At 62.3% G+C, this 24480-nt stretch carries 24 protein-coding genes; 14 read left to right on the top strand and 10 right to left on the bottom strand.

Going from position 1 to position 24480, the window contains the following annotated elements; genetic code table 11:
- Window positions 1–55: 55 nt before the first annotated feature.
- Window positions 56–484, top strand: coding sequence for a SufE family protein (locus tag NKI49_RS08845; protein ID WP_352599532.1), 429 nt, complete (start codon window positions 56–58; stop codon window positions 482–484).
- Between the two features lie 126 nt (window positions 485–610).
- On the opposite strand, the gene NKI49_RS08840 is transcribed toward NKI49_RS08845, so the two are convergent.
- Window positions 611–1036, bottom strand: coding sequence for a Ros/MucR family transcriptional regulator (locus NKI49_RS08840; protein WP_352599530.1), 426 nt, complete (start codon window positions 1034–1036; stop codon window positions 611–613).
- 410 nt (window positions 1037–1446) lie between these two features.
- Window positions 1447–1815: an SH3 domain-containing protein gene (locus NKI49_RS08835; protein ID WP_352599753.1), complete on the bottom strand. Its 369-nt coding sequence runs from the start codon at window positions 1813–1815 to the stop codon at window positions 1447–1449.
- Window positions 1816–1931: 116 nt separating this feature from the next.
- Here NKI49_RS08835 and NKI49_RS08830 point away from each other — a divergent pair, with 116 nt between their 5' ends.
- The 3 genes from NKI49_RS08830 (at window position 1932) to NKI49_RS08820 (ending at window position 5230) form a co-directional block, all read left to right on the top strand.
- Complete coding sequence (locus NKI49_RS08830; protein ID WP_352599528.1) at window positions 1932–4055, top strand: S9 family peptidase; 2124 nt, start codon at window positions 1932–1934, stop codon at window positions 4053–4055.
- The gene (locus NKI49_RS08825) at window positions 4052–4678 is read left to right on the top strand and encodes a LysE family translocator (protein WP_352599526.1); all 627 of its coding nucleotides are present in this window, start codon (window positions 4052–4054) and stop codon (window positions 4676–4678) included. The genes NKI49_RS08830 and NKI49_RS08825 overlap by 4 nt, the downstream gene beginning before the upstream one ends.
- Before the next feature lie 150 nt (window positions 4679–4828).
- Window positions 4829–5230: an SET domain-containing protein gene (locus NKI49_RS08820; protein WP_352599524.1), complete on the top strand. Its 402-nt coding sequence runs from the start codon at window positions 4829–4831 to the stop codon at window positions 5228–5230.
- Here NKI49_RS08820 and NKI49_RS08815 read toward each other — a convergent pair.
- The 4 genes from NKI49_RS08815 to NKI49_RS08800 form a co-directional block, all read right to left on the bottom strand.
- Entirely contained in the window at window positions 5227–6183 is a 957-nt protein-coding gene (locus NKI49_RS08815) for a cytochrome c (protein ID WP_352599522.1), read from the bottom strand. The two genes, NKI49_RS08820 and NKI49_RS08815, sit on opposite strands and share 4 nt — an antisense overlap.
- Before the next feature lie 14 nt (window positions 6184–6197).
- On the bottom strand, window positions 6198–6635 hold the full coding sequence (locus tag NKI49_RS08810) for a c-type cytochrome (RefSeq protein ID WP_352599520.1): 438 nt from the start codon (window positions 6633–6635) through the stop codon (window positions 6198–6200).
- A gap of 251 nt (window positions 6636–6886) precedes the next feature.
- A complete protein-coding gene (locus NKI49_RS08805; RefSeq protein ID WP_352599518.1) occupies window positions 6887–7489 on the bottom strand; it encodes a superoxide dismutase in 603 nt (200 codons plus the stop codon).
- Between the two features lie 433 nt (window positions 7490–7922).
- On the bottom strand, window positions 7923–8801 hold the full coding sequence (locus NKI49_RS08800; RefSeq protein ID WP_352599751.1) for a branched-chain amino acid aminotransferase: 879 nt from the start codon (window positions 8799–8801) through the stop codon (window positions 7923–7925).
- A gap of 156 nt (window positions 8802–8957) precedes the next feature.
- Between NKI49_RS08800 and NKI49_RS08795 the strand changes: the two genes are divergently transcribed.
- Both NKI49_RS08795 and NKI49_RS08790 read left to right on the top strand, forming a co-directional pair.
- Window positions 8958–9620: a haloacid dehalogenase type II gene (locus tag NKI49_RS08795; protein ID WP_352599749.1), complete on the top strand. Its 663-nt coding sequence runs from the start codon at window positions 8958–8960 to the stop codon at window positions 9618–9620.
- Between the two features lie 224 nt (window positions 9621–9844).
- On the top strand, window positions 9845–10675 hold the full coding sequence (locus NKI49_RS08790) for a L,D-transpeptidase (RefSeq protein WP_352599516.1): 831 nt from the start codon (window positions 9845–9847) through the stop codon (window positions 10673–10675).
- A gap of 140 nt (window positions 10676–10815) precedes the next feature.
- On the opposite strand, the gene NKI49_RS08785 is transcribed toward NKI49_RS08790, so the two are convergent.
- On the bottom strand, window positions 10816–12363 hold the full coding sequence (locus NKI49_RS08785) for a helicase HerA-like C-terminal domain-containing protein (RefSeq protein WP_352599514.1): 1548 nt from the start codon (window positions 12361–12363) through the stop codon (window positions 10816–10818).
- A 279-nt stretch (window positions 12364–12642) separates the two neighbouring features.
- On the opposite strand from NKI49_RS08785, the gene NKI49_RS08780 reads away from it, so the two are divergent.
- The 4 genes from NKI49_RS08780 to NKI49_RS08765 all read left to right on the top strand — a co-directional run bounded on the left by NKI49_RS08780 (window position 12643) and on the right by NKI49_RS08765 (window position 16884).
- Window positions 12643–14085 carry a methylmalonyl-CoA mutase subunit beta gene (locus NKI49_RS08780; RefSeq protein ID WP_352599512.1) on the top strand — a complete coding sequence of 481 codons (1443 nt, stop codon included), beginning with the start codon at window positions 12643–12645 and terminating at the stop codon, window positions 14083–14085.
- Entirely contained in the window at window positions 14082–16202 is a 2121-nt protein-coding gene (gene scpA, locus NKI49_RS08775) for a methylmalonyl-CoA mutase (protein WP_352599510.1), read from the top strand. Before NKI49_RS08780 ends, scpA begins: the two co-directional genes overlap by 4 nt.
- Before the next feature lie 74 nt (window positions 16203–16276).
- Window positions 16277–16498, top strand: a complete 222-nt coding sequence (locus NKI49_RS08770) for an AbrB/MazE/SpoVT family DNA-binding domain-containing protein (protein WP_352599508.1) — start codon at window positions 16277–16279, stop codon at window positions 16496–16498.
- On the top strand, window positions 16495–16884 hold the full coding sequence (locus tag NKI49_RS08765) for a type II toxin-antitoxin system death-on-curing family toxin (RefSeq protein ID WP_352599506.1): 390 nt from the start codon (window positions 16495–16497) through the stop codon (window positions 16882–16884). The genes NKI49_RS08770 and NKI49_RS08765 overlap by 4 nt, the downstream gene beginning before the upstream one ends.
- Here the strand turns inward: NKI49_RS08765 and greA are convergent.
- A complete protein-coding gene (gene greA / locus NKI49_RS08760; protein WP_352599504.1) occupies window positions 16881–17354 on the bottom strand; it encodes a transcription elongation factor GreA in 474 nt (157 codons plus the stop codon). The two genes, NKI49_RS08765 and greA, sit on opposite strands and share 4 nt — an antisense overlap.
- Before the next feature lie 118 nt (window positions 17355–17472).
- Between greA and NKI49_RS08755 the strand changes: the two genes are divergently transcribed.
- Window positions 17473–18849, top strand: a complete 1377-nt coding sequence (locus NKI49_RS08755; protein WP_352599502.1) for a TIGR03808 family TAT-translocated repetitive protein — start codon at window positions 17473–17475, stop codon at window positions 18847–18849.
- A gap of 9 nt (window positions 18850–18858) precedes the next feature.
- Here NKI49_RS08755 and NKI49_RS08750 read toward each other — a convergent pair whose 3' ends face one another.
- Both NKI49_RS08750 and NKI49_RS08745 read right to left on the bottom strand, forming a co-directional pair.
- Entirely contained in the window at window positions 18859–19863 is a 1005-nt protein-coding gene (locus NKI49_RS08750) for an asparaginase (RefSeq protein WP_352599500.1), read from the bottom strand.
- 123 nt (window positions 19864–19986) lie between these two features.
- Window positions 19987–21153, bottom strand: coding sequence for an acetyl-CoA acetyltransferase (locus tag NKI49_RS08745; protein ID WP_352599498.1), 1167 nt, complete (start codon window positions 21151–21153; stop codon window positions 19987–19989).
- 200 nt (window positions 21154–21353) lie between these two features.
- Here NKI49_RS08745 and betI point away from each other — a divergent pair, with 200 nt between their 5' ends.
- The 3 genes from betI to NKI49_RS08730 are packed head-to-tail and all read left to right on the top strand — an operon-like array spanning window position 21354 to window position 24477.
- Window positions 21354–21944, top strand: a complete 591-nt coding sequence (gene betI, locus NKI49_RS08740; RefSeq protein ID WP_352599496.1) for a choline-binding transcriptional repressor BetI — start codon at window positions 21354–21356, stop codon at window positions 21942–21944.
- Window positions 21941–23470, top strand: coding sequence for a choline-sulfatase (gene betC / locus NKI49_RS08735; protein ID WP_352599494.1), 1530 nt, complete (start codon window positions 21941–21943; stop codon window positions 23468–23470). Before betI ends, betC begins: the two co-directional genes overlap by 4 nt.
- Window positions 23467–24477, top strand: coding sequence for a threonine/serine dehydratase family protein (locus NKI49_RS08730; protein WP_352599492.1), 1011 nt, complete (start codon window positions 23467–23469; stop codon window positions 24475–24477). Before betC ends, NKI49_RS08730 begins: the two co-directional genes overlap by 4 nt.
- Window positions 24478–24480: the final 3 nt, after the last annotated feature.

Here is a 24480-nt window from a genome sequence, read left to right as displayed (position 1 = left end):
GCGGTGTCCTTGTTTTTTCCGTGACGCGGCGCCGCCGCGTCACTATATCCGGGTCATGACGACCACGATCCAGACGATCCGCGACGATTTCTCGTTCCTCGACGAATGGGACGACCGCTATCGCTACGTCATTGAACTCGGTGAAGCGCTGCCGCCGTTTCCCGATCAGGAACGCAACGCCGCCAACAAGGTGCCCGGCTGCGTCAGCCAGGTTTGGCTGACCACGGAACGTGGCCCCGGTGCGGACCCGGTGATCACCTTCAAGGGCGATTCGGACGCCCACATCGTTCGTGGGTTGGTGGCGATCATGCTGGCGCTGTTTTCCGGAAGGACCGCCAGCGAAATCCAGAAAACCGATGCGGAGGCGACGCTGAAGGCACTCGGGCTGAACGAGCACCTGTCGCCGCAGCGCGCCAATGGCCTTCGCTCCATGGTCAAGCGCATCAAACGCGACGCCGAGATGGCACTCGCGCAGACAGCCTGAGCATGCGTCGGCCAGCCATCCCGCTGGCCGTTTCAGAACGTCAGCGCGCCACGATTGACTACCCTGCCGTTGAAAAATCAAACGGCGCCCGAAGGCGCCGTTGATGCCGGTGTGGTCCGACAGCGATCAGCGCGATTTGCGCTTGCGGCCGAGCCCCATCTTCTTGGCAAGCTGCGACCGGGCAGCGGCATAATTCGGCGCAACCATCGGATAGCTCGGATCGAGATTCCACTTCTCGCGATACTGGTCGGGCGTGAGATCATAATGGGTCATCAAGTGGCGCTTGAGCGACTTGAACTTCTTGCCGTCTTCAAGACAGACGATGTAGTCGTCATGAACCGAGCGCTTCGGGTTTACAGCCGGCTTCTGCTTATCGGCAGGAGGCTGTTCGGCGGTTCCGCCCACACGCCCGAGAGCGGCGTGGACATCAGAGATCAGGCTCGGCAGTTCGCCGACCGGAACGGGATTGTTGCTGACATAGGCAGCCACCACATCGGCGGTCAGTTCGATCAGCGCGTCATTGCTCGTAGAAGGTGTTTCGGCAATATCCATGGTCTTCAGGCCCCAACAAGAGTTACGTCCGTCTGCGCCCTTTTTTACAAGCAGGGCACTGCACGAATTTATGCAGATAGAGCTTCTGCGATTCGTGTCACGTGGACATCAATGCGTCCATGGGTCAAGTAAGTCAATTCGCGTCCGCATTTAAGGATGTTGATCAACTATTCCCGGATCAGCTTCAATCTTTCGTGCATTTTGTAATTTTTCGATATTTCGCTCGCCAAATCGGCAAAAGCCGACGCGGCGTCAGTTTGTCGTTACATTCGCGCTAACTCACAAAGCAGATGTAAATGCTCCAGTTTGCTTAGCCAAGGGCGCCGGCGACATTGGTTGTTCACATCTGTTCACAAAACCAGAGGTTGCCGCACGTCTTCGCGCAAGCAACCACGATCGATGCGAGTCAATCAATATGGAGTGATGTATTTGCCATAGGCCCAACCGGTGACGAAGCTGCCGTCGGTGGCGGGATCGTGCCAGACTTGGCACCAGCGGTAGCGAACCGCCTGCCGCTGCTGCCGTGCCGGCTGATTGGCGATGTCGAGCAGATTTATCCCGCCGGTGCATCGTCCGGTCATCTGCAAAACCGTCCCGTTCGGGTACGCCGCCTGTTTCTGGGATGTGCCAGACGGATATTTGCGGACGTTGAGCGTATCGCCGAACGGCACATTGGCCACTTGCCAAGCCGCGAATACGGTCGCATGAGACTGGCCGGTAGAAGCCAGACTTAGTGAAGCAACGGCGAAAGCCGTGGCAGTCCAAGAACGAATATCCATCATTTCTTCCCCCGGCCCATCTCCTGGAGCCACGTGACTTCTACGCTGCGGCTCTTGAACCCGCCCTGATCGGCGTGTTCATTCGCCATTCAAGATCATCCCCGAAGCGAGACGCAATGACCAAGACTTCCGCATTTCCGATCCTCAGCCCGCCAACGCCCGAAAGGCGGCCGGTGTCCGACACTCATCACGGCGTCACGCGAACCGACGAATATGCCTGGCTGCGCGCCGACAACTGGCAGGAGATGTTCAGGGATCCGTCACTGCTCGATGCGGGCATCCGCGCGGAGCTTGATGCCGAGAATGCCTATCAGTCAAAAATGATGGCCGACACGGTCGGGCTGCGGAAGCAGCTGTTCAAGGAGATGAAGGGCCGCATCAAGGAAGACGATTCTTCCGTGCCGATGAAGGATGGACCCTATGCGTACGGCTCTTCCTTCAAACTCGGCGGCGAGCAGCCGCGCTATTTCCGCACGCCGCGCGACGGCGGCGCCGAGCAGATCCTGCTCGATGGTGACGCGGAGGCCGAAGGCAAGGCGTATTTCCGGCTCGGCGGCGTCGATCATTCGGCCGATCATCGCAAGCTCCTGTGGGCATTCGACGACAAGGGTTCCGAATTCTACACGCTGCGCGTGCGTGACCTTGCCGACGGCAGGGAACTGGCGGACCAAATTCCCGCTACCGGCGGGTCGGGTGTATGGGATGCGGGCAATGACGGCTTCTTCTACACCCGCCTCGATCCCAATCACCGGCCGTCGAAGGTGCTGTTTCATACGCTCGGCGACAGCCATGAAAACGACCGGCTGATCTACGAGGAAACCGATCCCGGCTTCTTCATGGATGTCGGCGGCACCCGTTCCAACGAGTGGATCATGATCGGTATCAACGATCACGAGACGTCGGAATACCGACTGTTGAGCGCCAGCGACCCGTTCGGCGAACCCAGGCTGGTCTCGCCGCGCGAAATTGGCCTTCAATATGACCTGGAAGAGGGCGGCGACATCTTCTTCATCCTGACCAATGCCGACGGCGCCAAGGATTTCAAGATCATGACGGCGCCGGCGAGCGACCCGGTGCGCGCAAACTGGCAGGAGTTGGTGCCGCACGAGCCGGGCCGGCTGATCCTGTCGGTGATCGGCTTCAAGGACCACATGGTGCGGCTCGAACGCAAGGAGGGCCTGCCGCGCATCGTCGTGCGCGACCGCATGAGCGGCGAGGAACATCTCCTGTCTCTCGACGAGGAGGCCTTCTCGCTCGGCCTGTCGGGCTCCTATGAATACGACACCGAGGTCATGCGCTTTTCCTACTCGTCGATGACGACGCCGGCGCAAGTGTTCGACTACAATATGCGCACCCGCGAGCGGGTGCTGCTGAAGACCCAGGAAGTGCCGTCCGGACATGATCCGGACCACTATGTCACCAGGCGGCTGATGGCGCCCGCCGCCGACGGCGAGTTGGTGCCGATCTCGCTTCTGCACCACCGCGACACGCCGTTGGATGGATCAGCACCTTGCCTGCTTTACGGCTACGGCTCCTATGGCATCACCGTGCCGGCCGCGTTCAACACCAACTGGTTCTCCCTGGTCGACCGCGGCTTCGTCTTTGCCATCGCTCACGTCCGCGGCGGCAAGGACAAGGGCTATTGCTGGTACGACGACGGCAAGCGAGCACACAAGATGAATACGTTCACCGATTTCATCGCCTGTGCGCGCCACCTTGTCGCCGAGCGCTACACGACGCATGACCGCATCATCGCGCAAGGCGGCTCGGCCGGCGGCATGCTGATGGGCGCGATTGCCAACATGGCTCCGGAATGCTTCGGCGGCATCGTCGCCGAGGTCCCTTTCGTCGACGTGCTCACCACCATGCTCGATGCCAGCCTGCCGCTGACGCCGCCGGAATGGCCGGAATGGGGCAATCCGATCGCTTCAGCGGAAGATTACCGGACGATCGCCGCCTATTCGCCCTATGACAATGTCGCAGCGCTCGATTATCCGCCGATCCTGGCGCTCGCCGGTCTCACCGACCCGCGCGTCACCTATTGGGAGCCGGCGAAATGGGTGGCGCGGCTGCGCGACCGCAAGAGCGGCGACAATCCGGTGCTGTTCAAGATCAACATGGATTCTGGCCATGCCGGCGCATCCGGCCGATTTTCCAGGCTGGAGGAAATCGCTTATACCTACGCCTTCGCGCTGAAGGTCGCAGGCAAGGCGCAGCTCACGGGAGAAACCAGCCAATGATCGATCCGGCCACCTTGATCACCTACATCGCGGTGGTGCTTGGCTTCGTCTTTATTCCCGGTCCCGCCACGCTGCTGACGATCGCCCGGGCGACGAGCTCGGGAACGAAGGTCGGGATCGCCACCGGTGCGGGGATCGCGGCCGGCGACGTGTTTCATACAGTGATGGCGATGGTCGGCATCTCGGCCATCATCGCCACGTCGGCGACGCTGTTTAGCATCATAAAGTATATAGGGGCGGCCTATCTCGTTTATCTCGGCATTCGGGCGATCCTCGAGAAAGCGCCGGTGGATCCGGCGGCCGGATCGCTGGCGATCTCTACCGGCAAGGCTTTTCGGCAAGCCGTCCTCACCGAGATGCTCAACCCCAAGACCGCGCTTTTCTTCCTCGCGTTCCTGCCACAGTTCGTGCGGACCGAGAGCGGATCGGTGGTTCTCCAGTTGACCACACTGGGAATCATCTTCGTCGTGCTGGGGCTTTTCAGCACGGTCGTGTTTGCCGTGAGCGCCGGTCGGCTCGGCACTTTCCTGCGCCGAAATCCGACGGTGTTGCGGTGGCAGGGCAAGGTCGTCGGCGGCATCTATTGCGCCTTGGGCGTCCGTCTGGCCTTGCAGCAACGCTGACGCCGGTAGGCCCCAGTCCCCGCGCGAGCCTGACAAGCAGGTTTTTTGAATTCCGCGTTGCTCATTTTCACTCGCAATTGCGACGGTCGCGCGCTACCCAAAGCACGATTTTCCCGGGCCACGACGCCCACAATCGCACAAGGTTCCATTATGCTGCTCGTCGACGTCTATCTCGACAAATCGCCAATCCAGGGCATCGGCGTCTTTGCCAAGAACGCTATTTCCCGCGGCACGCTGATCTGGAAGCTGGATCCGAGATTCGACCGGCTGATCGCGGTCGAGACCTATGAGCGCGAGACCGGACCGGTGAAGAATTACCTCGACCGCTACTCCTACCCGGACCGGCGAGATCCGAACTATATCGTCTTCGAGGCCGACGACGCGCGCTACATGAACCATGCCGACGAGCCGAACTGCGACGTCTCATCGCCCGAGGAGACCTTTGCATTGCGCGACATCGCGCCCGGCGAGGAATTGACCTGCAACTACAATCATTTCTTCGAGACGGGCTTCGACTTTCTGGGCGACCGCCACTTGTCATCGGACAACTAGTTCGCGGCCTTCTTGCGCGCCGGATAGCCGTTCGGATGCGGCGGAACCGCCTTCAGATAGGCGGCGATGGCCGCACGATCATCCGGCGTCAGTTCGGCCATGTTCCGCTGCACGTCGACCATGGCGCCGCCGACGGAATCGAAATCGGGCGTGAAGCCGGTTTCGAGGTAGTTGGCGATGTCGGCTTGCGACCAGTCGCCGATACCGCCCTCGCCCGAGGTGACGTTCGGCACGATGCCGCTGCCTTCGGCGGCCACGGCGCCCGCCAGCCACTGGTTCTTCTTCGTGCCGCCCGCAAGGTCGCGCGGCGTGTGGCATTCGCCGCAATGACCCGGCCCTTCGACCAGATAGCGGCCGGCCCTCACGGCATCAGGCGCGCCATCGGGCAAGGAGACAACAGGTTGGTCGCTGAGATAGAGCAGCTTCCACAGGCCGATGCCGCGACGGATGTCGAAGGGGAAACCGAGCGAATTGTCCGGCGCCTTGCCGGTAACCGCGGGCAGCGTCTTCAGGAACGCGTAAAGGTCGGCGATGTCGCCCGGCTTCATGCGGGCGTAGGACGCATAGGGAAACGCCGGATAAAAATGCTCGCCGGAAGGCGACACGCCCTTCAGCATGGCGTTGGCCAGGTCCTCCACCGACCATGCGCCGATGCCGTCCTTGGTGTCCTGCGAAATATTGGGCGGCACGAAGGTGCCGAACGGCGTCTTGAGCTTGAGTCCCCCAGTGAGTTCAAGCCGCGCCTCGCCCTGCGAACCGGGCTTGGCGTGGCAGGAGGTGCAGCCACCGGCATAGAAGATGCGCTTGCCCCTGGCGACGTCGCCTGGCCCAAGTTCAGCCACCGTCGCGGCGTCGAGCCGGACCGGTGCCGACAGAAACCATGCGGCAATCGCGCCGACGCCGCCCAGGACAAAGGCGGCGCCGACGAGCCTTCCAAGCAAGGGCCCAAGCAAGGGCATCGCCTGGATCAGCCCTTTTTTACCCGATAGGTCTGGTGGCAGGTGCCGCAATCACCACCGATAATATTGATCTGTGATTTCAGCGCGTCGATGTCCGCGGGCGCGGCGGCGACAGCGGCCTTGACGTCGGCGAGATATTTGTCCGCGGTGGCCTTGAAGCCGGCCATGTCCTGCCAGATCTTCGGCGACGCTGTGGTGTCGCCGGTGTCGCTGCCTGCCGGAAACAACGCGTCGGCGTCGAATTTCTCGGCATTCGCCTGGAGCGCCTGCAATGTCGTCAGCACGGCAGCGGCGTCAAAAGGCTCCTCGCCCTTGACCACTTTCGACAGGCCGCCGACGATCTTTCCACGTTCCTTCATCAGGGCCTGCCGATCGAGCATCGGGTCGGCAAAGGCCGCCGAACCGGCAAGCGCGAGCATAGAGATGGCGATGACAAGCTTTCTCATTCATTGGCTCCATGATGAAGGCATTTCGAGACGGAACGTTAACGGATGTGACGGGTGGAATATTCCCTTTTCCCGCATGATTTTTGCGGGACCTGCAGGACTTCGATGCGGAAAAAAGAAAAGCCCCGGCGGGGCTTTTCTGGACGATCGATCAGGCTACAGCGCCGCATGCCTTTCTGGCGCGCAAAGGACGCTGTAACGCTTTGATCCAGCGCATGATCCTTGCCGAAAATCGAATCCGATTTTCGGGGTCATGCGCGGGCTTTCTCGTACAATTCGAGGACATGGTCCCAGTTGATCAGGCTGTCTACGAACGCCTCCAGATATTTCGGGCGGGCATTGCGATAGTCGATGTAGTAGGAGTGTTCCCAGACGTCGACGCCAAGGATCGGCGACGCACCATGAACGAGCGGGTTCTCGCCGTTCGGGGTCTTCGAGATCGCCAGTTTGCCGTCCTTGACCGAAACCCAGGCCCAGCCCGAACCGAATTGCGTCGTTCCAGCGGCGATGAAGTCGGCCTTGAATTTGTCATAGCCGCCGAGATCGCTGTCGACCGCCTTCTGCAAGACATCCGGCAGCTTGTTGCCGCCGCCGCCCTTCTTCATCCACTTCCAAAAATGGATGTGATTGTAGTGCTGGGCGGCATTGTTGAAGAGGCCGGCATTCTTGCCGAAGGACTGCTTGACCACCTCTTCGACCGACAGATCGCCCAGTCCGGCCTCGGCAGCCAGCTTGTTGCCGTTGTCGACATAGGCCTTGTGGTGCTTGTCGTGGTGATATTCCAGCGTCTCTTTCGACATGTAAGGCTGCAAGGCCTCATAGTCGTAAGGCAGAGCGGGCAATTCAAAAGCCATGGATGGTACTCCCTCGTGGAAAAATCCGGTGTGGATACCGGACTAACATAGGTCTGGATTGAGCTGGAACAACTCCGGAATGAAGCGCCAGTTCCCTTCTAATCAGGTTCCGGAAAACTGTCACATGGTTTTCCCAGGAGCAACGGATCCGGGTTAACGGGACCGTTCGGAGCGTTCGCCGGCGCTCCTCTGGAGCGTTCGCCGGCGCGTTGGTTGAGAAGCATCACACGAAAAACCCGCCTGTGCGGCGGGTCATCGGCGCAAATCTGCACCATAGATAAATATCTACCATAGCTGCACTCACCCTGTCAAGAAAAAATTCCTATCACGAAAGCTGCCCGCCGATGTTGGCCGTCGTCTGGCGTTTGCCAACCCGAGTTCGGAGTCCTGCGGTTTTCCCAGATACAACGCGCAGCGACAAAAGGCGGAGGCGTCAGCCCGTCGACGCCGAATGTGCCCAATCCCAATAGAGCTCGCGCGCCTTCTTGGCCACCGGCCCGGGTTGCAGGTTGCGGTCCTCGATACGGATGATCGGCACCACCTTGGAATGGTTTCCGGTCGAAAAGATCTCGTCCGCCTCGAGGAAATCCCGCACCGACAGCGTCTTTTCCGTGGTCCTGAATCCATACTCGCCAAGCAGCGTCATCGTGCGCGAGCGCGTGATGCCGGAGAGGAAGGTGCCGTTCGGCGCCGGCGTCAGCACATGGCCGTCCTTGACCAGGAAAATGTTCGAGGTTCCGGTCTCGGCGACGTTGCCCAGCATGTCGAGCACCATCGCATTGTCGAACCCGCGCATCTTGGCTTCAAGGATGGCACGGCCATTGTTGGGATAGAGGCAGCCGGCCTTGGCATTGGTCGGCATGGTTTCGATGGTCGGACGCCGGAACGGCGACACGGTCACCGAGAAACCGGTGGGCGGGATCATCGGCGATTCATAGAGGCAGAGGCAAAAGCGGGTCGAGGCGGGATCGGCCGGCACGCCCATATAGCCGCCATGCTCGGCCCAGTACATCGGCCTGATGTAAACCGCGGTCTTGCCGTCGAATTTCTTCAAACCATCCCAGGTCAATCCGACGATCTGTTCAGGCGTCATGTTCGGCTTGAGGCCGAGCGCGATCGCCGAGGCATTCACCCTTCCGGCATGGAGTTCCAGGTCTGGCGCTACACCCTCGAACCATCGAGCGCCGTCGAACACGCTGGTGCCAAGCCACATTGCGTGGCTGCGCGGCCCCAGAATGGCGACATTGCCCTCATACCAATCGCCATCCACGAAAGTCCATGTCGCGGATTGCGCCGCAGCCGCCAGTGTCATCGCCTTGTCCCGCTTCAATCGACATCGTCCAGGCGCCATTGGATGACGCCTGGCGGGCGCCGTCAACCGGCATCAGCGGAGTTTTGTTGAGGCCAGCGGCAGGCATGATGCAATCAAGGCTTGCACCTTGTGGCGGCTCGTCTCAAAACTGTCGTCATGCATTATGCCGCCTATGTTTTCGACGCTTATGGCACGCTCTTCGATGTGCACGCCGCCGTGCGCCGGCATGCCGACGAGATCGGCCCGGACGGTCAGCTCCTGTCCGAGATCTGGCGCGCCAAGCAGCTCGAATATTCCTGGGTGCGCACGCTGATGGGCGCCTATGCCGATTTCTGGCAATTGACCGAGCAGGCACTTGATTTCGCCTTGCGCAAGGTTCCCTCGGCCGATCCGGGCATCAAGGCGAAACTGCTGGACGCCTATTGGCGGTTGGACTGCTATCCGGAAGTGCCGGCCGTTCTCAAGGCGCTCAAGGCTTCGGGTGCAAGACTGGCGATCCTGTCCAACGGCTCGCCGGAAATGCTCGAGGCGGCGGTGAAATCCGCCGCGCTCGACCACGTTCTGGACGACGTCTATTCCGTCGATGCCGTGCGGCGCTTCAAGACCGATCCCGCAGTCTACGACATGGTCGCCACCGGCTGGCGGCTTTATCCCGGCGCGGTTTCCTTTCAGTCCTCCAATCGCTGGGACATTGCCGGGGCGACCAAATTCGGCTTCCGCACAGTCTGGATCAACCGATCCGACCAGCCGGAGGAGTACCGGGATTTCCCGCCGGCCCTGATCCTGCCGTCGCTCGAAGCGCTGGTGTCCGGCAGCTAATGCACGTCGCCCAAAAAGTGGCCTCGGGTTTGGACGCGACGTGCTTCAGGTCGCCACCCTGTGTCCCCGGCGCCACAGTGACGATGCTGTCACAGCTTCGCCTTTCTTTGTCCACGTTCGGGCCAGAATCGGAACCGCCTATCGCGCCGGCTGTTGGTCAGACATCCACGCAGCAGGTGGTGTATTCACGCTTTGTTGCTATTTGAGTTCTAAAGAAGGCAACCATGTCCATAACCGAAATCGAATCCTACCGCCTGAGCCGTCGCGGCTTCCTCAACGCCGCTGCATTGGGCGCCGCCTCGATCGCGGTTTCCGCATGCGCCACCACCGGGCCGGGGCCGGTCGAGCCGCCGCCGCCGGCCTATGTCGAGCCGCCGCTTGCCGACTATGCAGCCATGTACGCGGCCGTCAGCGATGGCGGCTTCGATCTGCCGGCCATCCCGGTCGACAGGATCGACCCGCAGTTCCTGCGTCAGATCGTTCCTGATCCGACCGGGCAGAAACCGGGAACCATCGTTGTCGATACAACCAACCATTTCCTTTATCTGGTCCGTCCAGGCGGCCAGGCGATCCGCTACGGCGTCGGTCTCGGCCGTGCCGGATTCGAATGGTCGGGCGATGCCGTCGTCCAATGGAAGCAGAAATGGCCGAAGTGGACGCCGCCGGATGACATGATCGCCCGCCAGCCGGAACTGAGGCAATACAGCGCCGACAATGGTGGCATGCCCGGAGGGCTGAAGAACCCGCTTGGCGCGCGCGCGCTCTATCTCTTCCAGGGCAATGTGGACACGCTATACCGCCTGCACGGTTCGCCGGAATGGCGTTCGATCGGCAAGTCGGTCTCGTCCGGCTGCGTGCGCCTGATGAACCAGGACATCATCGATCTCTATGATCGCGTGCCTACGAAGAGCCCGGTCATCGTGACCAGCGACGCCAGCCAGCCGATGGTGGCCGCGGCGACGGCCAACCACAAGGCCATTCCGATCGACGCCGGTGTACCGGACGGATCGGTGCTGCTTGGCCCGGTGAAGGCGATCACCGACTCGATCTTCTGATCTCGACCAGAACGCTGCACGACCCGGAAATCGGATTCGATTTTCGGGTCGTGCACAAAATCAAATTGCTATGGCGTCCTTTGCACACCAAAGGGCGCTGGCCTGGAGCGGCGATCGCGCCGCTCTGCTTTGGTCGACGCTCAGCGTCCTCGCGACAGGCTGCCCAAAATCCCGCGCACGATCGCCCGGCCCACCGACGAGCCGACGGAGCGAACCACCGACTTGATCGCCGCCTCGGCTACCGTCTGGCGATTGGACGGACGCGGTCCGGGGGCGCGACGGCCGCCTGATGGCGGCGCGGGATCGTCATTGCCAAAGCCTGGAATGGTCCAGCGTGAACCGCCGCTGCCTGCCTGCTGCGCCTGTTGTTCGGCGTCCTGCGCCTCCTTGGCTTTCTTCTGCAGCATCTCGAATGCGGATTCGCGGTCGATGACTTGGTCGTACTGGCCGGCGACCGGGCTCTCCGCGATCAGCTGGCGGCGCTCGTCGGGCGTGATCGGGCCAAGGCGCGACGATGGCGGGCGGATCAGCGTTCGCTGCACCATGGACGGGACGCCCTTGGCTTCCAGCGTCGAGACCAGCGCCTCGCCAGTGGCGAGCTGGGTAATGGCGGTCATGCAGTCGAAATCGGGATTCGGCCGGAACGTCTCGGCCGCCGTCCTCACCGCCTGCTGCTCACGCGGCGTATAGGCGCGCAGCGCGTGCTGTACGCGGTTGCCGAGCTGAGCCAGGACCTTTTCAGGAATATCCAAAGGGTTCTGCGTGACGAAATAGACGCCGACGCCTTTCGAGCGGATCAGGCGGACCACTTGTTCGACGCGATCGATCAGCACCTTGGGCGCTTCGTCGAAAAGCAGGTGCGCTTCGTCGAAGAAGAACACCAGCTTCGGCTTGTCGGGGTCGCCGACTTCCGGCAGCACCTCGAACAGTTCCGACATCAGCCACAACAGGAAGGTCGCGTATAGCCGCGGGTTCATCATCAGCTTGTCGGCGGCAAGCACACTGATGGCGCCGCGCCCGTCGCGGGTGGTGCGCATGATGTCGGAGATCCGCAAGGCCGGCTCGCCGAAGAAATTTGCCGCACCCTGCTGCTCCAGAACCAGCAAGGTGCGCTGGATGGCGCCGACCGACGGCTTCGTGACGTTGCCGTAGCGGGCGCCGATCTCGTCGGCGCGCTCCGCGATGTTGGCGAGCAGCGCCTGCAGGTCCTTCATGTCGAGCAGCAGCAGGCCTTCCTCGTCGGCCAGACGGAAGGCGATGTTCATGATGCCTTCCTGGGCCTCGGAGAGATTCATCAGGCGCGACAAGAGCAGCGGCCCCATTTCCGAAACCGTCGCGCGGATGGGATGGCCCTGCTCGCCGAACAGATCCCAGAAGATGACAGGAAACTCCTGGAAGTCGTAAGGGTCGAGCTTGATCTGTTGGGCGCGCTTGACCAGGAAGTCCTGGGCCGTGCCCATCATGGCGATGCCTGACAAGTCGCCCTTGATATCGGCGCAGAACACCGGCACGCCGGCGTTGGAAAAACCTTCGGCCAGTATCTGCAAGGTAACTGTCTTGCCGGTGCCGGTGGCGCCGGTTACCAGGCCGTGGCGATTTCCATATTGCAGCAGCAGGTTCTCGGCACGCTGATAGCTGTCGTCCGGCTTGCGGCTGGCGCCGATAAAAATACTGGTGTCGTCAGCCATATGTCCGGTCTCCGCAAACTGATGTGTCTAAAGCCAGCCCTTGCCCGAAGGTATAGTGAGGCCGTCGCACAGCGACAATGCCAATCGTCGAAATCGGGTTTTTGGAGCTTGCGGATTTTGCCGGTGTTTGGCAATCGTTCATGGTTCGTCCTCTCGGGCCGGTGCACGCCTGGCGGATCGAATCCTGGTCTCGGAAGGCATTGCATTGCGATATCGCACCGGGGCTCGTAGACTGAAGTGCTCCAAGCTGATGCGGCCAAATGACAAAGAGGAAAACGGATGGGCGCCGGAGCCTCGACCAGGGATACCGAACTTGAGAATGCCGACCGGCAGCGATGGCTCGGGCTGGCCGAAAAGGCGCTTGCCGGTGCATCCTTCGAGGAAAAACTGGTCTCGCACACGGATGACGCGATCCGCGTCGAACCGCTCTATGACCGATCGGTCGGGGCAGAACCGATTGTGCGCGCCAACCCCAAATCGCCATGGATCGTGAGCCAGCGCGTCGACGATCCCGACGTCGGCCGCGCCAAGGCCCAGGTGCAGGAGGATATCGAACAGGGCGCGACGGGACTGTCGCTCGTCTTCGAAGGTGCGCCGAATGCATTCGGCTACGGCCTGCCGCGGACTGCGCAGGCGCTGGAGGCGGTGCTGGATGGCGTGCCCCTCAACCGCATCCAGATCCGCATCGACGCGCACCCGTGGAGCCGCCCGATGGCCGACTGGCTGGTGGCTTTCCTGGGCAAGCGCCGCTCGGATCCGGCAAAGCTCAACCTCTCCTTCGGCATCGATCCAGCCGCGATCTTCGCCGGCACCGGCCGCTTGCGCATGTCGATCGAGGCTTTGCAGGAATCGATGCCGCAATCGCTGGCGCATTTCTTCTCGATGGGCGTTCCGGGCGTGCTGCTCGAGGCGGACGGGCGCGTTTTCCACAATGCCGGCGCCACGGAAGCGCAGGAACTCGGCACCATGCTCGCTTCGGCTGTCTCCTATCTCAGAATGTTCGAAAAGGCACGGCAGCCGCTTGTCTACGCCGCCCCTCATATCGGGTTCGCGCTCAGCGTCGATCAGGACCAGTTCCTGTCAATTGCCAAGGTGCGGGCGCTGCGCAGGCTTTGGGCACGGGTTCAGGAAGCCTGCTCGATCCCGAATTCCACTGCCAGTATCCATGCCGAGACATCGTTTCGGATGATGACGGCATTGGACCCGGAAACCAATATCCTGCGCACGACGATCGGCTGCTTCGCAGCGGCCGCGGGGGGAGCCGATTCCATCTCCATCCTGCCGCATACGATCGCGCACGGCCTGCCGGCGGCTTTTGCCCGCCGCGTCGCCCGCAATGCGCAGCTGATCATGGCCCATGAAAGCCATATCGATCATGTCGCCGATCCTGCCTGCGGTTCTGGAGCGGTCGAAGCGCTGACCGGCAACCTGTGCGAAGCGGCATGGGCGGAGTTGCAGGCGATCGAGGCCGAGGGAGGTGTGTTGTCCAGCCTTCAGGATGGACATATCCAGCAGCGCGTTCGCGCAGCCTCCGCTCGACGTGACGCCGCCTTCAAGGCGGGCGAGCGGGCTATCGTCGGCACCACACTCTATCCGCAGCAGACCGAGCGGCCGGTCGAGACGCTGGACGCGGAGCGGCGGACTGCCTTCACCGAGGGCGCCACCACATGCGAACCGCTGTTTCCGGTCCGCATCGATCAATCAGTCGGGGTTGCTCCTTGATACCGGATTTCAGCCAGATCGGCTGGGTGTCGCCGCGCCGTGCGCCCGTCGAGGTGAAGGGCCAGCGGATGACGCCCGAAGGGCTTGTCGTCAAGCATCTCTACGGTCCGGGCGACCTCAAGGGCGTGCCGCATCTCGATACATATCCGGGCCTGCCGCCCTTTGTGCGCGGCCCCTACCCGACCATGTATGTCCAGCAACCCTGGACGATCCGCCAATATGCCGGCTTCTCCACGGCCGAGGAATCCAACGCTTTCTACCGGCGCAATCTTGCAGCCGGCCAGAAAGGGCTGTCCGTTGCCTTCGATCTCGCCACGCATCGCGGCTATGACAGCGACCATCCCCGCGTTGCCGGCGATGTCGGTATGGCGGGCGTCGCCATCGATTCCATTCTCGACATGCGGCAGCTCTTCGACGGGATTCCGCTCGGCGACATGACGGTGTCGATGACGATGAACGGCGCGGTGCTGCCGATCATGGCCCTTTACATCGTCGCGGCGGAAGAACAGGGGGTCGCGCAGAAGGATCTGGCCGGCACCATTCAGAACGACATTCTGAAGGAGTTCATGGTCCGCAATACCTACATCTATCCGCCAAAGCCCTCGATGCGGATCGTTTCGGACATCTTCTCCTATACGTCGAAGAACATGCCGAAGTTCAATTCGATATCCATCTCAGGCTACCACATGCAGGAGGCCGGTGCGACGGCCGACCTGGAGCTTGCCTATACGATCGCCGACGGCATCGAATATGCCCGCGCCGGCGTTGCGGCGGGCCTCGATATCGACCGCTTCGCGCCGCGCCTGTCCTTTTTCTGGGCGATCGGCATGAACTTCTTCATGGAAGTCGCCAAGCTCAGGGCCGCGCGCCTGCTGTGGGCGACCCTGATGAAGAAGAACTTCGCGCCGAAGGACGAGCGCTCGCTGTTGTTGCGCACTCACTGCCAGACCTCGGGTTGGTCGCTGACGGCGCAAGACCCTTACAACAACATTATCCGCACCATGATCGAGGCGATGGCGGCGACGCAGGGCCACACCCAATCGCTCCACACCAACTCGTTCGACGAGGCAATGGCGCTGCCGACAGACCACTCGGCGCGCATCGCCCGCAATACGCAGCTCATCCTGCAGAAGGAATCCGGCACCACGCGCATCATCGATCCGTGGGGCGGCTCCGGCTATCTCGAACGGCTGACGCACGACCTGGCGGCGCGTGCGCTTACCCATATCGAGGAGGTGGAGGCCCTCGGCGGCATGGCCGCCGCGACCGAGAAGGGCATTCCAAAGCTGCGCATCGAGGAAGCGGCGGCGCGCACGCAGGCGCGCATCGATTCCGGCGAGCAGATGCTGGTCGGCGTCAACGCGCATCGCCCGGAGACCGACATCGAGGTCGACGTGCTGAAGATCGACAATGCCGAGGTCAGGGCCCGGCAATTGTCGAAGTTGCAGCGGCTGAAGGGCACGCGCGATGTCGCCGCCGTCGAAGACGCGCTCAATGCGCTGACCCGTGCCGCGCAGGGCAACGAGAACCTGCTGGAGTTCGCCATTCGCGCCGCGCGCGCCAATGCCACGGTCGGCGAAATCTCGTTCGCGTTGGAAAGAACCTTTGGCCGCCACGTCGCGACGGTGCAGACCATTTCCGGTGTCTACCGCAAGACGCTTGGCGACAACCCCGTGGTCGACGGGTTGAAGGACAAGCTTGACGTCTTCGAGAAGAAATTCGGCGGCAAGCCACGCATCCTCGTCGCCAAGATGGGACAGGATGGTCATGACCGTGGGCAGAAAGTCATCGCCACGGCCTTCGCCGATCTTGGCTTCGACGTCACTGTCGGTGCGATGTTCCAGACGCCGGAGGAGATCGCAAGGCTGGCGGCCGAGCATGATGTTCATATCGTTGGCGCCTCGTCGCTGGCGGCGGGGCATCTGACGCTGATCCCCGAGTTGCGCGATGCGCTGAAAAAGCTCGGTCGCGGCGACATGCTGATCGTCGCCGGCGGCGTCATCCCGCCACAGGACTACCAAGCGGTGCGAGAAGCCGGCGCGGCGGAAATCTTCCCGCCGGGCACAGTCATTCCAGAAGCAGCGGATCGGCTTATGGAGCGGCTGCTGGCGGGCTGACGGCCTTGTTATAATTTCTGTTGCAACAGCGCGCCTCGGGCGTTATAATAGGTGTTGCAACAGGATAATCCGTCATGAACACGACCATTCGCAAGATCGGCAATTCCGAAGGTGTGATCCTGCCGAAGGATCTGCTCGACCGTATGAACATGAAGACAGGTGATCAGCTCCAGATCGTCGAAACGGACAAGGGTATTGCCCTTGAGCCGGTCGACGATAGCTTCGAGCGCCAGATGGAAGCCGCTCGCAAGGTCATGGACAAGTACAAGGTCGCACTTCAGAAACTCGCGGAATGACCTGGGAGTTTCTGTCACGTCGCGCGGTCGAAGCGATGCATGCCGAGCAATTGCGCAGGCACGGCGGGGCGCAGGGTCTAAGAGATGAAAATGCTCTTGAATCGGCGCTCGCCCGGGCCGAGAACAAGGCCAACTATGGAGACCCTTCGGTTGAAGATCTCGCAGCCGCCTATGTCTTCGGCATTGCGAGGAACCATGCCTTTGTCGACGGCAACAAACGGACTGCCATCGTGGCCGCCGGCGCATTTTTGATCGTAAACGGCCACGTCCTGACAGCCGATAACGGGACGCTTTACGAATTCGGCATGGCCGTGGCTTCAGGCGATATCGATGAAGCCGGAGCCGCGGCTTTCTTCCGCGACCATGTCGTCAAGCTCGAAGACTAGTTGTCGGAGAGCTTGACGATTTCCCATTCCTTGCCGTTGACCACGGCAATTTCGCCGACCTTCTTGCCAAACAGGGCGACCGCCATGGGCGACACGTGCGAAATCGTGCCTTTGGCCGGATCGGCTTCGTCCTCGCCGACGATTTTCCAGTGCACTTTCCTGCCGTCGTCGCCCTCGAGCGTGACGCCCATGCCGAAACGCACCAAGTCGCTGCCCGGCCCCGGCACGGAAAGCTCCGCGTTTTCCCGCCGCGCGGTCCAGTAGCGGAGGTCGCGCGAAACGACCGCTATGCGCTCGCGGTCGCTCCGCCTCTCGGCCTTTGCCAGTATGTCGCGCAGCTCGGCCAGGTTGTCCTCGATCATCGCCAGGCCGCGCTCCGTCACCAGATTGCGATGGTGGCTGATCGGCCGCTCGCCGACGCCGGCGATGGCGTTTTCGCTGTCTTCCTCGCGAGTGAAAGCTCTGCTCATCCCATGAACTTAGGCGCCTAAAGGCTACTCCACAAGCCATTGTCGTTGCCTCCAGGGCGAAGCACAGCGTCTGGCACGATTCCTGCGAAGCCAACATTGAACACCAGGACCTGTGCCGATGTTGAACAGACGAACGCTGCTGACGCAGACCGCCGGCTTTGCCGTAATGGGCCTCTCTCTTGGCAGGGCGGCGGCCGCCAGCCTGACCGGCATCGAGAAAGCCTCGATGCGTGGTTCGATCAACGCCACCGAACTTGGCGTCCAACCCGGCACCTTCGACGATCAGAGCAAGGCCTTCGCCAGGCTGCTGCGTGACGCGAGCGGCCGCGACATGCCAGTGTTCCTGCCGCCGGGCACCTATGTGGTGTCAAACCTCTCGCTGCCCAGCCGTGTGCGGCTTTCCGGCGTGCCGGGCGCGACGCGGATCGTCTATGGCGGCGATGGCCACCTCTTGATGGCCGAACAGGCCGAGCATATCGAACTCAACGGACTGGTCTTCGATGGCGCGAACCGCTCGATAGGCGACTACGCGCAAGGGCTGCTCGATCTGCGCCGCGTCGCTCACCTTGCGATAGACAATTGCCAGATAACCGGCAGCGGCAAGAACGGACTGGCGCTGGAACATGCGGCGGGTCGCGTCGAGCGTTCGGAAATATCGGGGGCCGCCGATGCCGGCATCTATTCGGTCGAGGCCGGCGGACTGACGATATCAGGCAATACCGTCTCCGATTGCGCCAATGGCGGCATCCTCGTGCACCGCTGGCAGGCGGCGGAAGACGGCACCATGGTCACCGGCAACCGCGTCCAGCGCATTACGGCGCGCAGTGGCGGAACCGGCCAGAACGGCAATGGCATCAATGCTTTCCGGGCCGGGAATGTCGTCATTTCGGGCAACCTCGTCGAGGATTGCGCCTTCTCCGCCATCCGCGCCAACAGTGCCAGCAATCTCCAGATTTCAAGCAATACCTGCTCGCGTTCGGGGGAGACCGCGGTCTATTCCGAATTCTCGTTCGAGGGCGCGATCATTAGCAGCAACATAGTTGATGGCGCAGCCAACGGCATCTCGATCGTCAACTTCAACGAAGGCGGCCGCATGGGTGTCTGCTCCGGCAACATCGTGCGCAATCTGTCGACCAGCGGCCCCTACCCCGCAGATTCGCCCGGATTTGGCGTTGGCATCGGCGTCGAGGCCGACACGACCGTCTCCAACAACGTCATCGAGAACGCGCCACTCTACGGCATGTCGATCGGCTGGGGGCCGTATTTGCGCAACGTCGTGGCCATCGGGAACATCATCCGCAAGGCCGGAACGGGCATCGTCGTGTCCGTGGTCGAGGGCGCCGGCACGGCGGTCATATCGGACAATGTCATCGACGGCGCACTGAACGGCGCCATTGTCGGCCATCGCTGGGCCGAGCCGGCAACCGGCGACCTGACGTCATCGGACAATACCGGCTTTGCGCATCTGAGCGTCGAGCGCAATCACGTCAGTTGAGTGCCGACTTCAATTCAAGGCTGCGGTCGGCCTGAGGCCTCCGACCTTGGCGCCGATCCGGCTTGCGATCGGTACGCTTGCCAGTTCGAGCAGCTTCGCCGCCAAGGCCTCGTCCGCGCGCAACAGCTTGGCTAGGACAGCGGCAACGATGGCTTCGCCGGCGCGGCCGGCGCCATCGTCGCATTTGAGCGCGATGCCGAGGCCAAGTTCCGGGATTGCCGCACAGTGGACGCCCTCGGCGCCGCCCTTGACAAAAATCCGCCCAGGCGCGGCTTCCATCAAAGCGACGTCGGCGCGGCCGGTGCCGGCGACAAAGAACGGCTCGGCCATGCAGGCCGCCAGCAGACGCTTCGCGGCCTTGGCCCTCTCCGGGCCGAAGCCTCGTGCCGTGGCCATGCGGGCAAAGCCGAGTGCGAAACTCTTGAGCGGCACCGCATAGGTCGGGATCGAACAGCCATCGGTCGCCCGCTCGTCGGCGCCATGAATGGCACCAGTTACCGCCTGCATCGCGTCGCGCACCATGTCCTGCAAGGCGTGATCCGCCTTGACATAGCCGCGATGCGCAATGCCGGAATGAACGCAGGTGCAGAGGAAACCGGAATGTTTGCCGGAGCAATTGTTGTGCAGCGCGTTCGGCAACTCACCGGCGCGGGCGAGTGCGATCTCCGCGCCATGGTTGGATGGCCAATGCGCGCCGCATTCGAGCGCCGACCCGTCCAGCCCGGCCCTGGCGAGCATGGATCGCGCCAGTTCAACATGCGCCGGCTCGCCCGAATGGGATGCGCAGGCGAGCGCCAGTTCGCGGTTTCCGAAGCCATACGCATCGGCCGCGCCGCTTTCGACCAGCGGCAGCGCCTGAATGGCCTTGACGGCGGAGCGCGGAAACACCGGCTTCGAGGTATCGCCGATCTCCCAGACCGACTTGCCGTCGGCATCGAAGACCGCGACGGCACCACGATGCGCGCTCTCGACGATCGCGCCGCGCAGAACCTCGATCAGTACCGGATCTGTCATGTCACCTCCCGATGGCGCACGATCTCGAAAATCGGAACCGACTTTGGAGACGTGCGCCGAATCAAAGCGTTACAACGTCCTTTGCGTCCGCTAAAAGGCGCGCTGCGCGGTAATTCGGGCGGTTTATCTGATCCGGTCGAGAATGGAAACGTAGTTGGCGACCGCCGCGCCGCCCATGTTGAAGATGCCGCCGAGTTTCGCGCCCGGCACCTGGATGCCGCCGGCTTCGCCGACAAGCTGCATGGCGGTCAGGACATGCATCGACACTCCGGTGGCACCGATCGGATGGCCCTTGGCCTTCAGGCCACCGGAGGGATTGACCGGCAGGCGGCCATCCTTGGCAGTTGTGCCGTCCAGGGCCAGTTTTGCGCCCTCACCCGGCTTTGCCAGGCCCATCGCCTCATATTCGATCAGTTCGGCGATGGTGAAGCAGTCATGCGTCTCGAGGAAGGAGAGATCGTCGAGGGTCACGCCGGCGTCCTTCAGCGCGCGTGTCCAGGCCTGTTCGCAGCCCTCGAACGACAGGATGTCGCGTTTCGACATCGGCAGGAAATCCTGCACATGCTCGTTGGCGCGGAAAGCGACGGCGCGGCGCATTTTCAAGGCGGTCGCCGTGTCGGCAAGGACAAGGGCGGCGGCACCGTCGGAGACTAGCGAGCAGTCCGTACGCTTCAACGGGCCGGCAACGAAGGGGTTCTTTTCGCTCTCCTGACGGCAGAATTCATAGCCGAAATCCTTGCGCATCTGCGCATAGGGATTGTCGACGCCGTTCTTGTGGTTCTTGGCGGCGATCATGGCCAGCGCATCGGACTGGTCGCCGTAGCGCTGGAAATAAGCCTGCGCGATCTTGCCGAAAACGCCGGCGAAGCCCGCCGGCGTCTCGCCGTCCTCGGGCAGATAGGAAGCCTTGAGCAGGTTCTTGCCGATCTCGGGACCAGGCGTCGTCGTCATCTGCTCGGCGCCGACCACCAGCACGATGCGGGCGGCGTTTGCATCGATGGCGCGGATGCCTTGCCTGACCGCCGCCGACCCTGTGGCGCAAGCGTTCTCGACGCGCGTCGCCGGCTTGAAGCGGAGCCGGTCGTCTGCCTGAAGAACCAGACTGGCGGTGAAGTCCTGGGCGGAAAAACCGGCGTTGAAATGGCCAAGCACGATCTCGTCGACCTCGTCAGGACCGACGCCGGCATGATCGAGCGCGTCCGTAGCGACCTTGACGATCAGGCTCTCAAGCGTCTCACCTTCGAGCTTGCCGAAGCGCGAATGCGCCCAACCAACGATGCATGCGGTCATGGCGGTCTCCATGCTTGGCGCCTGCCTAGTAAGTGGCTCACGGCGCATCTCGCCTTTATTGTTCAAATATAAACAATTCGACCCGCCTCGAAAAGGGCCGGAATCAGACAATCGCTTGGTGCAGGTTGCATCGGGTCGTCGATTCTTTGTTGATTGACCCGTCAATAAAAAATAAACTCGAGGCAAACGCCGGGAACAGCATGCCGAAAGTCGGAATGGAGCCAATGCGCCGCAAGGCGCTCATCGACGCGACGATCTCGGCGATCGGCGAGCGCGGTTCGCTCGACGTAACCATGTCCGAAATCGCCGGACGCGCCGGAGTGTCGTCGGCCCTAGCCCATCATTATTTCGGCGCCAAGGACGAGTTGCTGCTGGCGACGATGCGGCACATCCTGGCCGAACTGACCGCCGACACGTTGCGCGCCCTTCAGGCCGCCGGCACGCCACGCGAACGCGTCTCGGCGGTCGTGGCCGTCAACTTCTCGGACATCCAGTTCCGGCCGCAGACCATCGCCGCCTGGCTCGCCTTCTATGTCGAGGCGCAGAAATCGTCCTCGCTGCGCCGATTGCTCAGGGTCTATGCGCGGCGGCTGCATTCGAACCTGATGAGCGGGTTGACCGGGATCCTGCCCAGAGCCGAAGCCGACCGCGTCGCCGAAGCGACGGCGGCGATGATAGACGGGCTCTATATCAGGCGTGCATTGAAGGACGGCGTGCCTGACGCCGCGACCGCGATCGCGCTGGTCGAGGACTATCTCGAAACCAAACTCGGCGAGCGGTGCAGGCAGTGACAACGAAGCGGCCCAATTTCCTGATCGTCATGGTCGACCAGCTCAACGGGACCTTGTTCCCGGACGGGCCGGCAGCCTTCCTGCATGCTCCGCATCTGAAAGCGCTGGCGGCGCGCTCGGCACGATTTGCCAACAACTACACGGCCTCGCCGCTCTGCGCGCCAGGCCGCGCCTCGTTCATGAGCGGCCAATTGCCGTCGCGTACCGAAGTCTATGACAACGCCGCCGAGTTCGCCTCGTCGATCCCGACCTTTGCCCATCATCTGCGCTCCGACGGCTATCACACCTGCCTGTCTGGCAAGATGCACTTCGTCGGCCCGGACCAATTGCACGGATTCGAGGAGCGACTGACCACCGATATCTATCCGGCCGATTTCGGCTGGACGCCGGATTATCGCAAACCCGGCGAGCGCATCGACTGGTGGTATCACAATCTCGGCTCCGTCACCGGCGCGGGTGTCGCGGAAATTACCAACCAGATGGAGTATGACGACGAGGTCGCCTTCCACGCGGTGCAGAAACTCTATGATTTCGCCCGCGTTTCCGACGAGACCGCGCATCGACCCTGGTGCCTGACGGTCTCTTTCACCCATCCGCACGATCCCTATGTGGCGCGGCGCCAGTATTGGGATCTCTACGAGGACTGCCCCGCGCTCGAACCCGAAGTGGGCTTCATCCCTTACGACAAGCAGGATCCACATTCGCAGCGGCTCTACAAGGCGTCCGACTACGACAGTTTCGACATCACGGCGGAGCAGGTCCGCCGCGCGCGGCGCGGCTACTTCGCCAACATTTCCTATCTCGACGATAAGGTCGGCGAATTGTTGTCGGTGCTGGAACGCACGAGGATGCTCGACGACACGATCATCCTGTTCTGCTCGGATCACGGCGATATGCTCGGCGAGCGGGGACTGTGGTTCAAGATGTGCTTCTTCGAAGGCTCGGCGCGGGTACCGCTGATGATCGCCGGAAAGGGCGTGCCGGCGGGCCTGATCGGGGCGCCTGTTTCCAATCTCGACGTGACGCCGACACTATGCGATCTCGCCGGCCTCGACATGAGCGCGATCGCGCCCTGGACCGATGGCCAGTCGCTGCTGCCGCTATTGGATGGCAAGCAGCGCACCGCGCCCGTGCTGATGGAATATGCCGCCGAAGGCTCGAATGCGCCGTTGGTGGCGATCCGCGACGGCCGCTACAAATTCATCCACTGCGAGATCGATCCGCCGCAACTCTACGATATCGAATCCGATCCGCACGAGCTGAGCAACCTGGCCACCGATCCGGCGCATGCCGATCTGGTGGCGGCTTTCATGGAAAAGGTGCGCACGCGCTGGGACATGGCGGCTTTCGACGCTGCCGTGCGGGCCAGCCAGGCGCGGCGCTGGGTGGTCTATCCGGCGCTGCGCAACGGCACGCACTACCCCTGGGAGTTCCAGCCGCTGCAAAAGGCCTCGGAACGCTACATGCGCAATCACATGGATCTCAACGTGCTCGAAGAGCAGAAACGTTTTCCGCGAGGCGAATGATGGCAGACCTTCTCGTCCCGTCCCTCGACCATCTCAGGCAGGCCTATGCGGTCACCTCCCGGGCGACGCAGATCACGCCGCTGCTGGAATCGACGGCCTTGGCCAGAGAGATCGGGGCCGCCCGCGTGTTCATCAAGCCGGAATCGCTGCAATGGGCGGGATCGTTCAAGGTGCGCGGCGCTTACTGGCGTTTGAAGCAGCTTTCGGCCGATGAAGCCAGGGAAGGTGTCGTCGCCTATTCATCCGGCAATTTCGCACAAGGGCTGGCCGCCGCCGGCCAGGCTCTCGGCATTCCCGTGACCATCGTCATGCCGATCGATGCGCCGGCCGCCAAGCGCGACGCCACGGCGGGCTACGGAGCCCGCGTCGTGCTGACCGACCATGGCGAGCGTGCGCGTGAGGAAGTCGCGGCCGCCAAGGCGCGCGAGATCGCCGAAACGGAAGGCCTGGCGCTGCTGCATCCCTTCGACGATCCGGAAATCGTTGCCGGCCAGGCCGGTGCCGGGCTGGAAGCGCTCGACCAGCTCGCGGCCAAGGAGGCCAGCGCCGACCTGTTGTTCTGTTCTGTCGGTGGCGGTGGATTGATCGGCGGCGTTTCGCTCGCCTTCCACTACCTGTCTCCCGCTACCGAGATCATCGGTGTCGAGCCGGAAGGTTTCAACGGCATGGGCTCGTCGCTGGCGCATGGCAGTATCGAGACGATGCCGATCGGCCCGAAATCGATCTGCGACGGACTGATGTCGCGACGGCCGGGCGATGCACCCTTCGCTGCGGTCAGGACCGCCGGCGTTCGCGGCATCACCGTCGACGATCAATCGGTGCGGCGCGCCATGCGGATCGCCTTCGAGCGCATGAAGCTGGTGCTCGAGCCGTCAGGCGCCGCGTCCCTTGCGGCACTGCTCGGCGGCAAGGTGGATGTGAAGGGCAAGACCGTCCTTGTGGTGGCAACTGGCGGCAATGTCTCGCTCGCCGATTTCATCACGCATATGAACGATGGGCGCATATGAACC

It is taken from the genome of Mesorhizobium sp. M0587, from assembly GCF_040320945.1.
In the GTDB taxonomy this organism is placed as follows: Bacteria; Pseudomonadota; Alphaproteobacteria; order Rhizobiales; family Rhizobiaceae; genus Mesorhizobium.
Note: the sequence above shows the minus strand (reverse complement) of the source record. Positions and strands in the feature narration are given on the sequence as shown.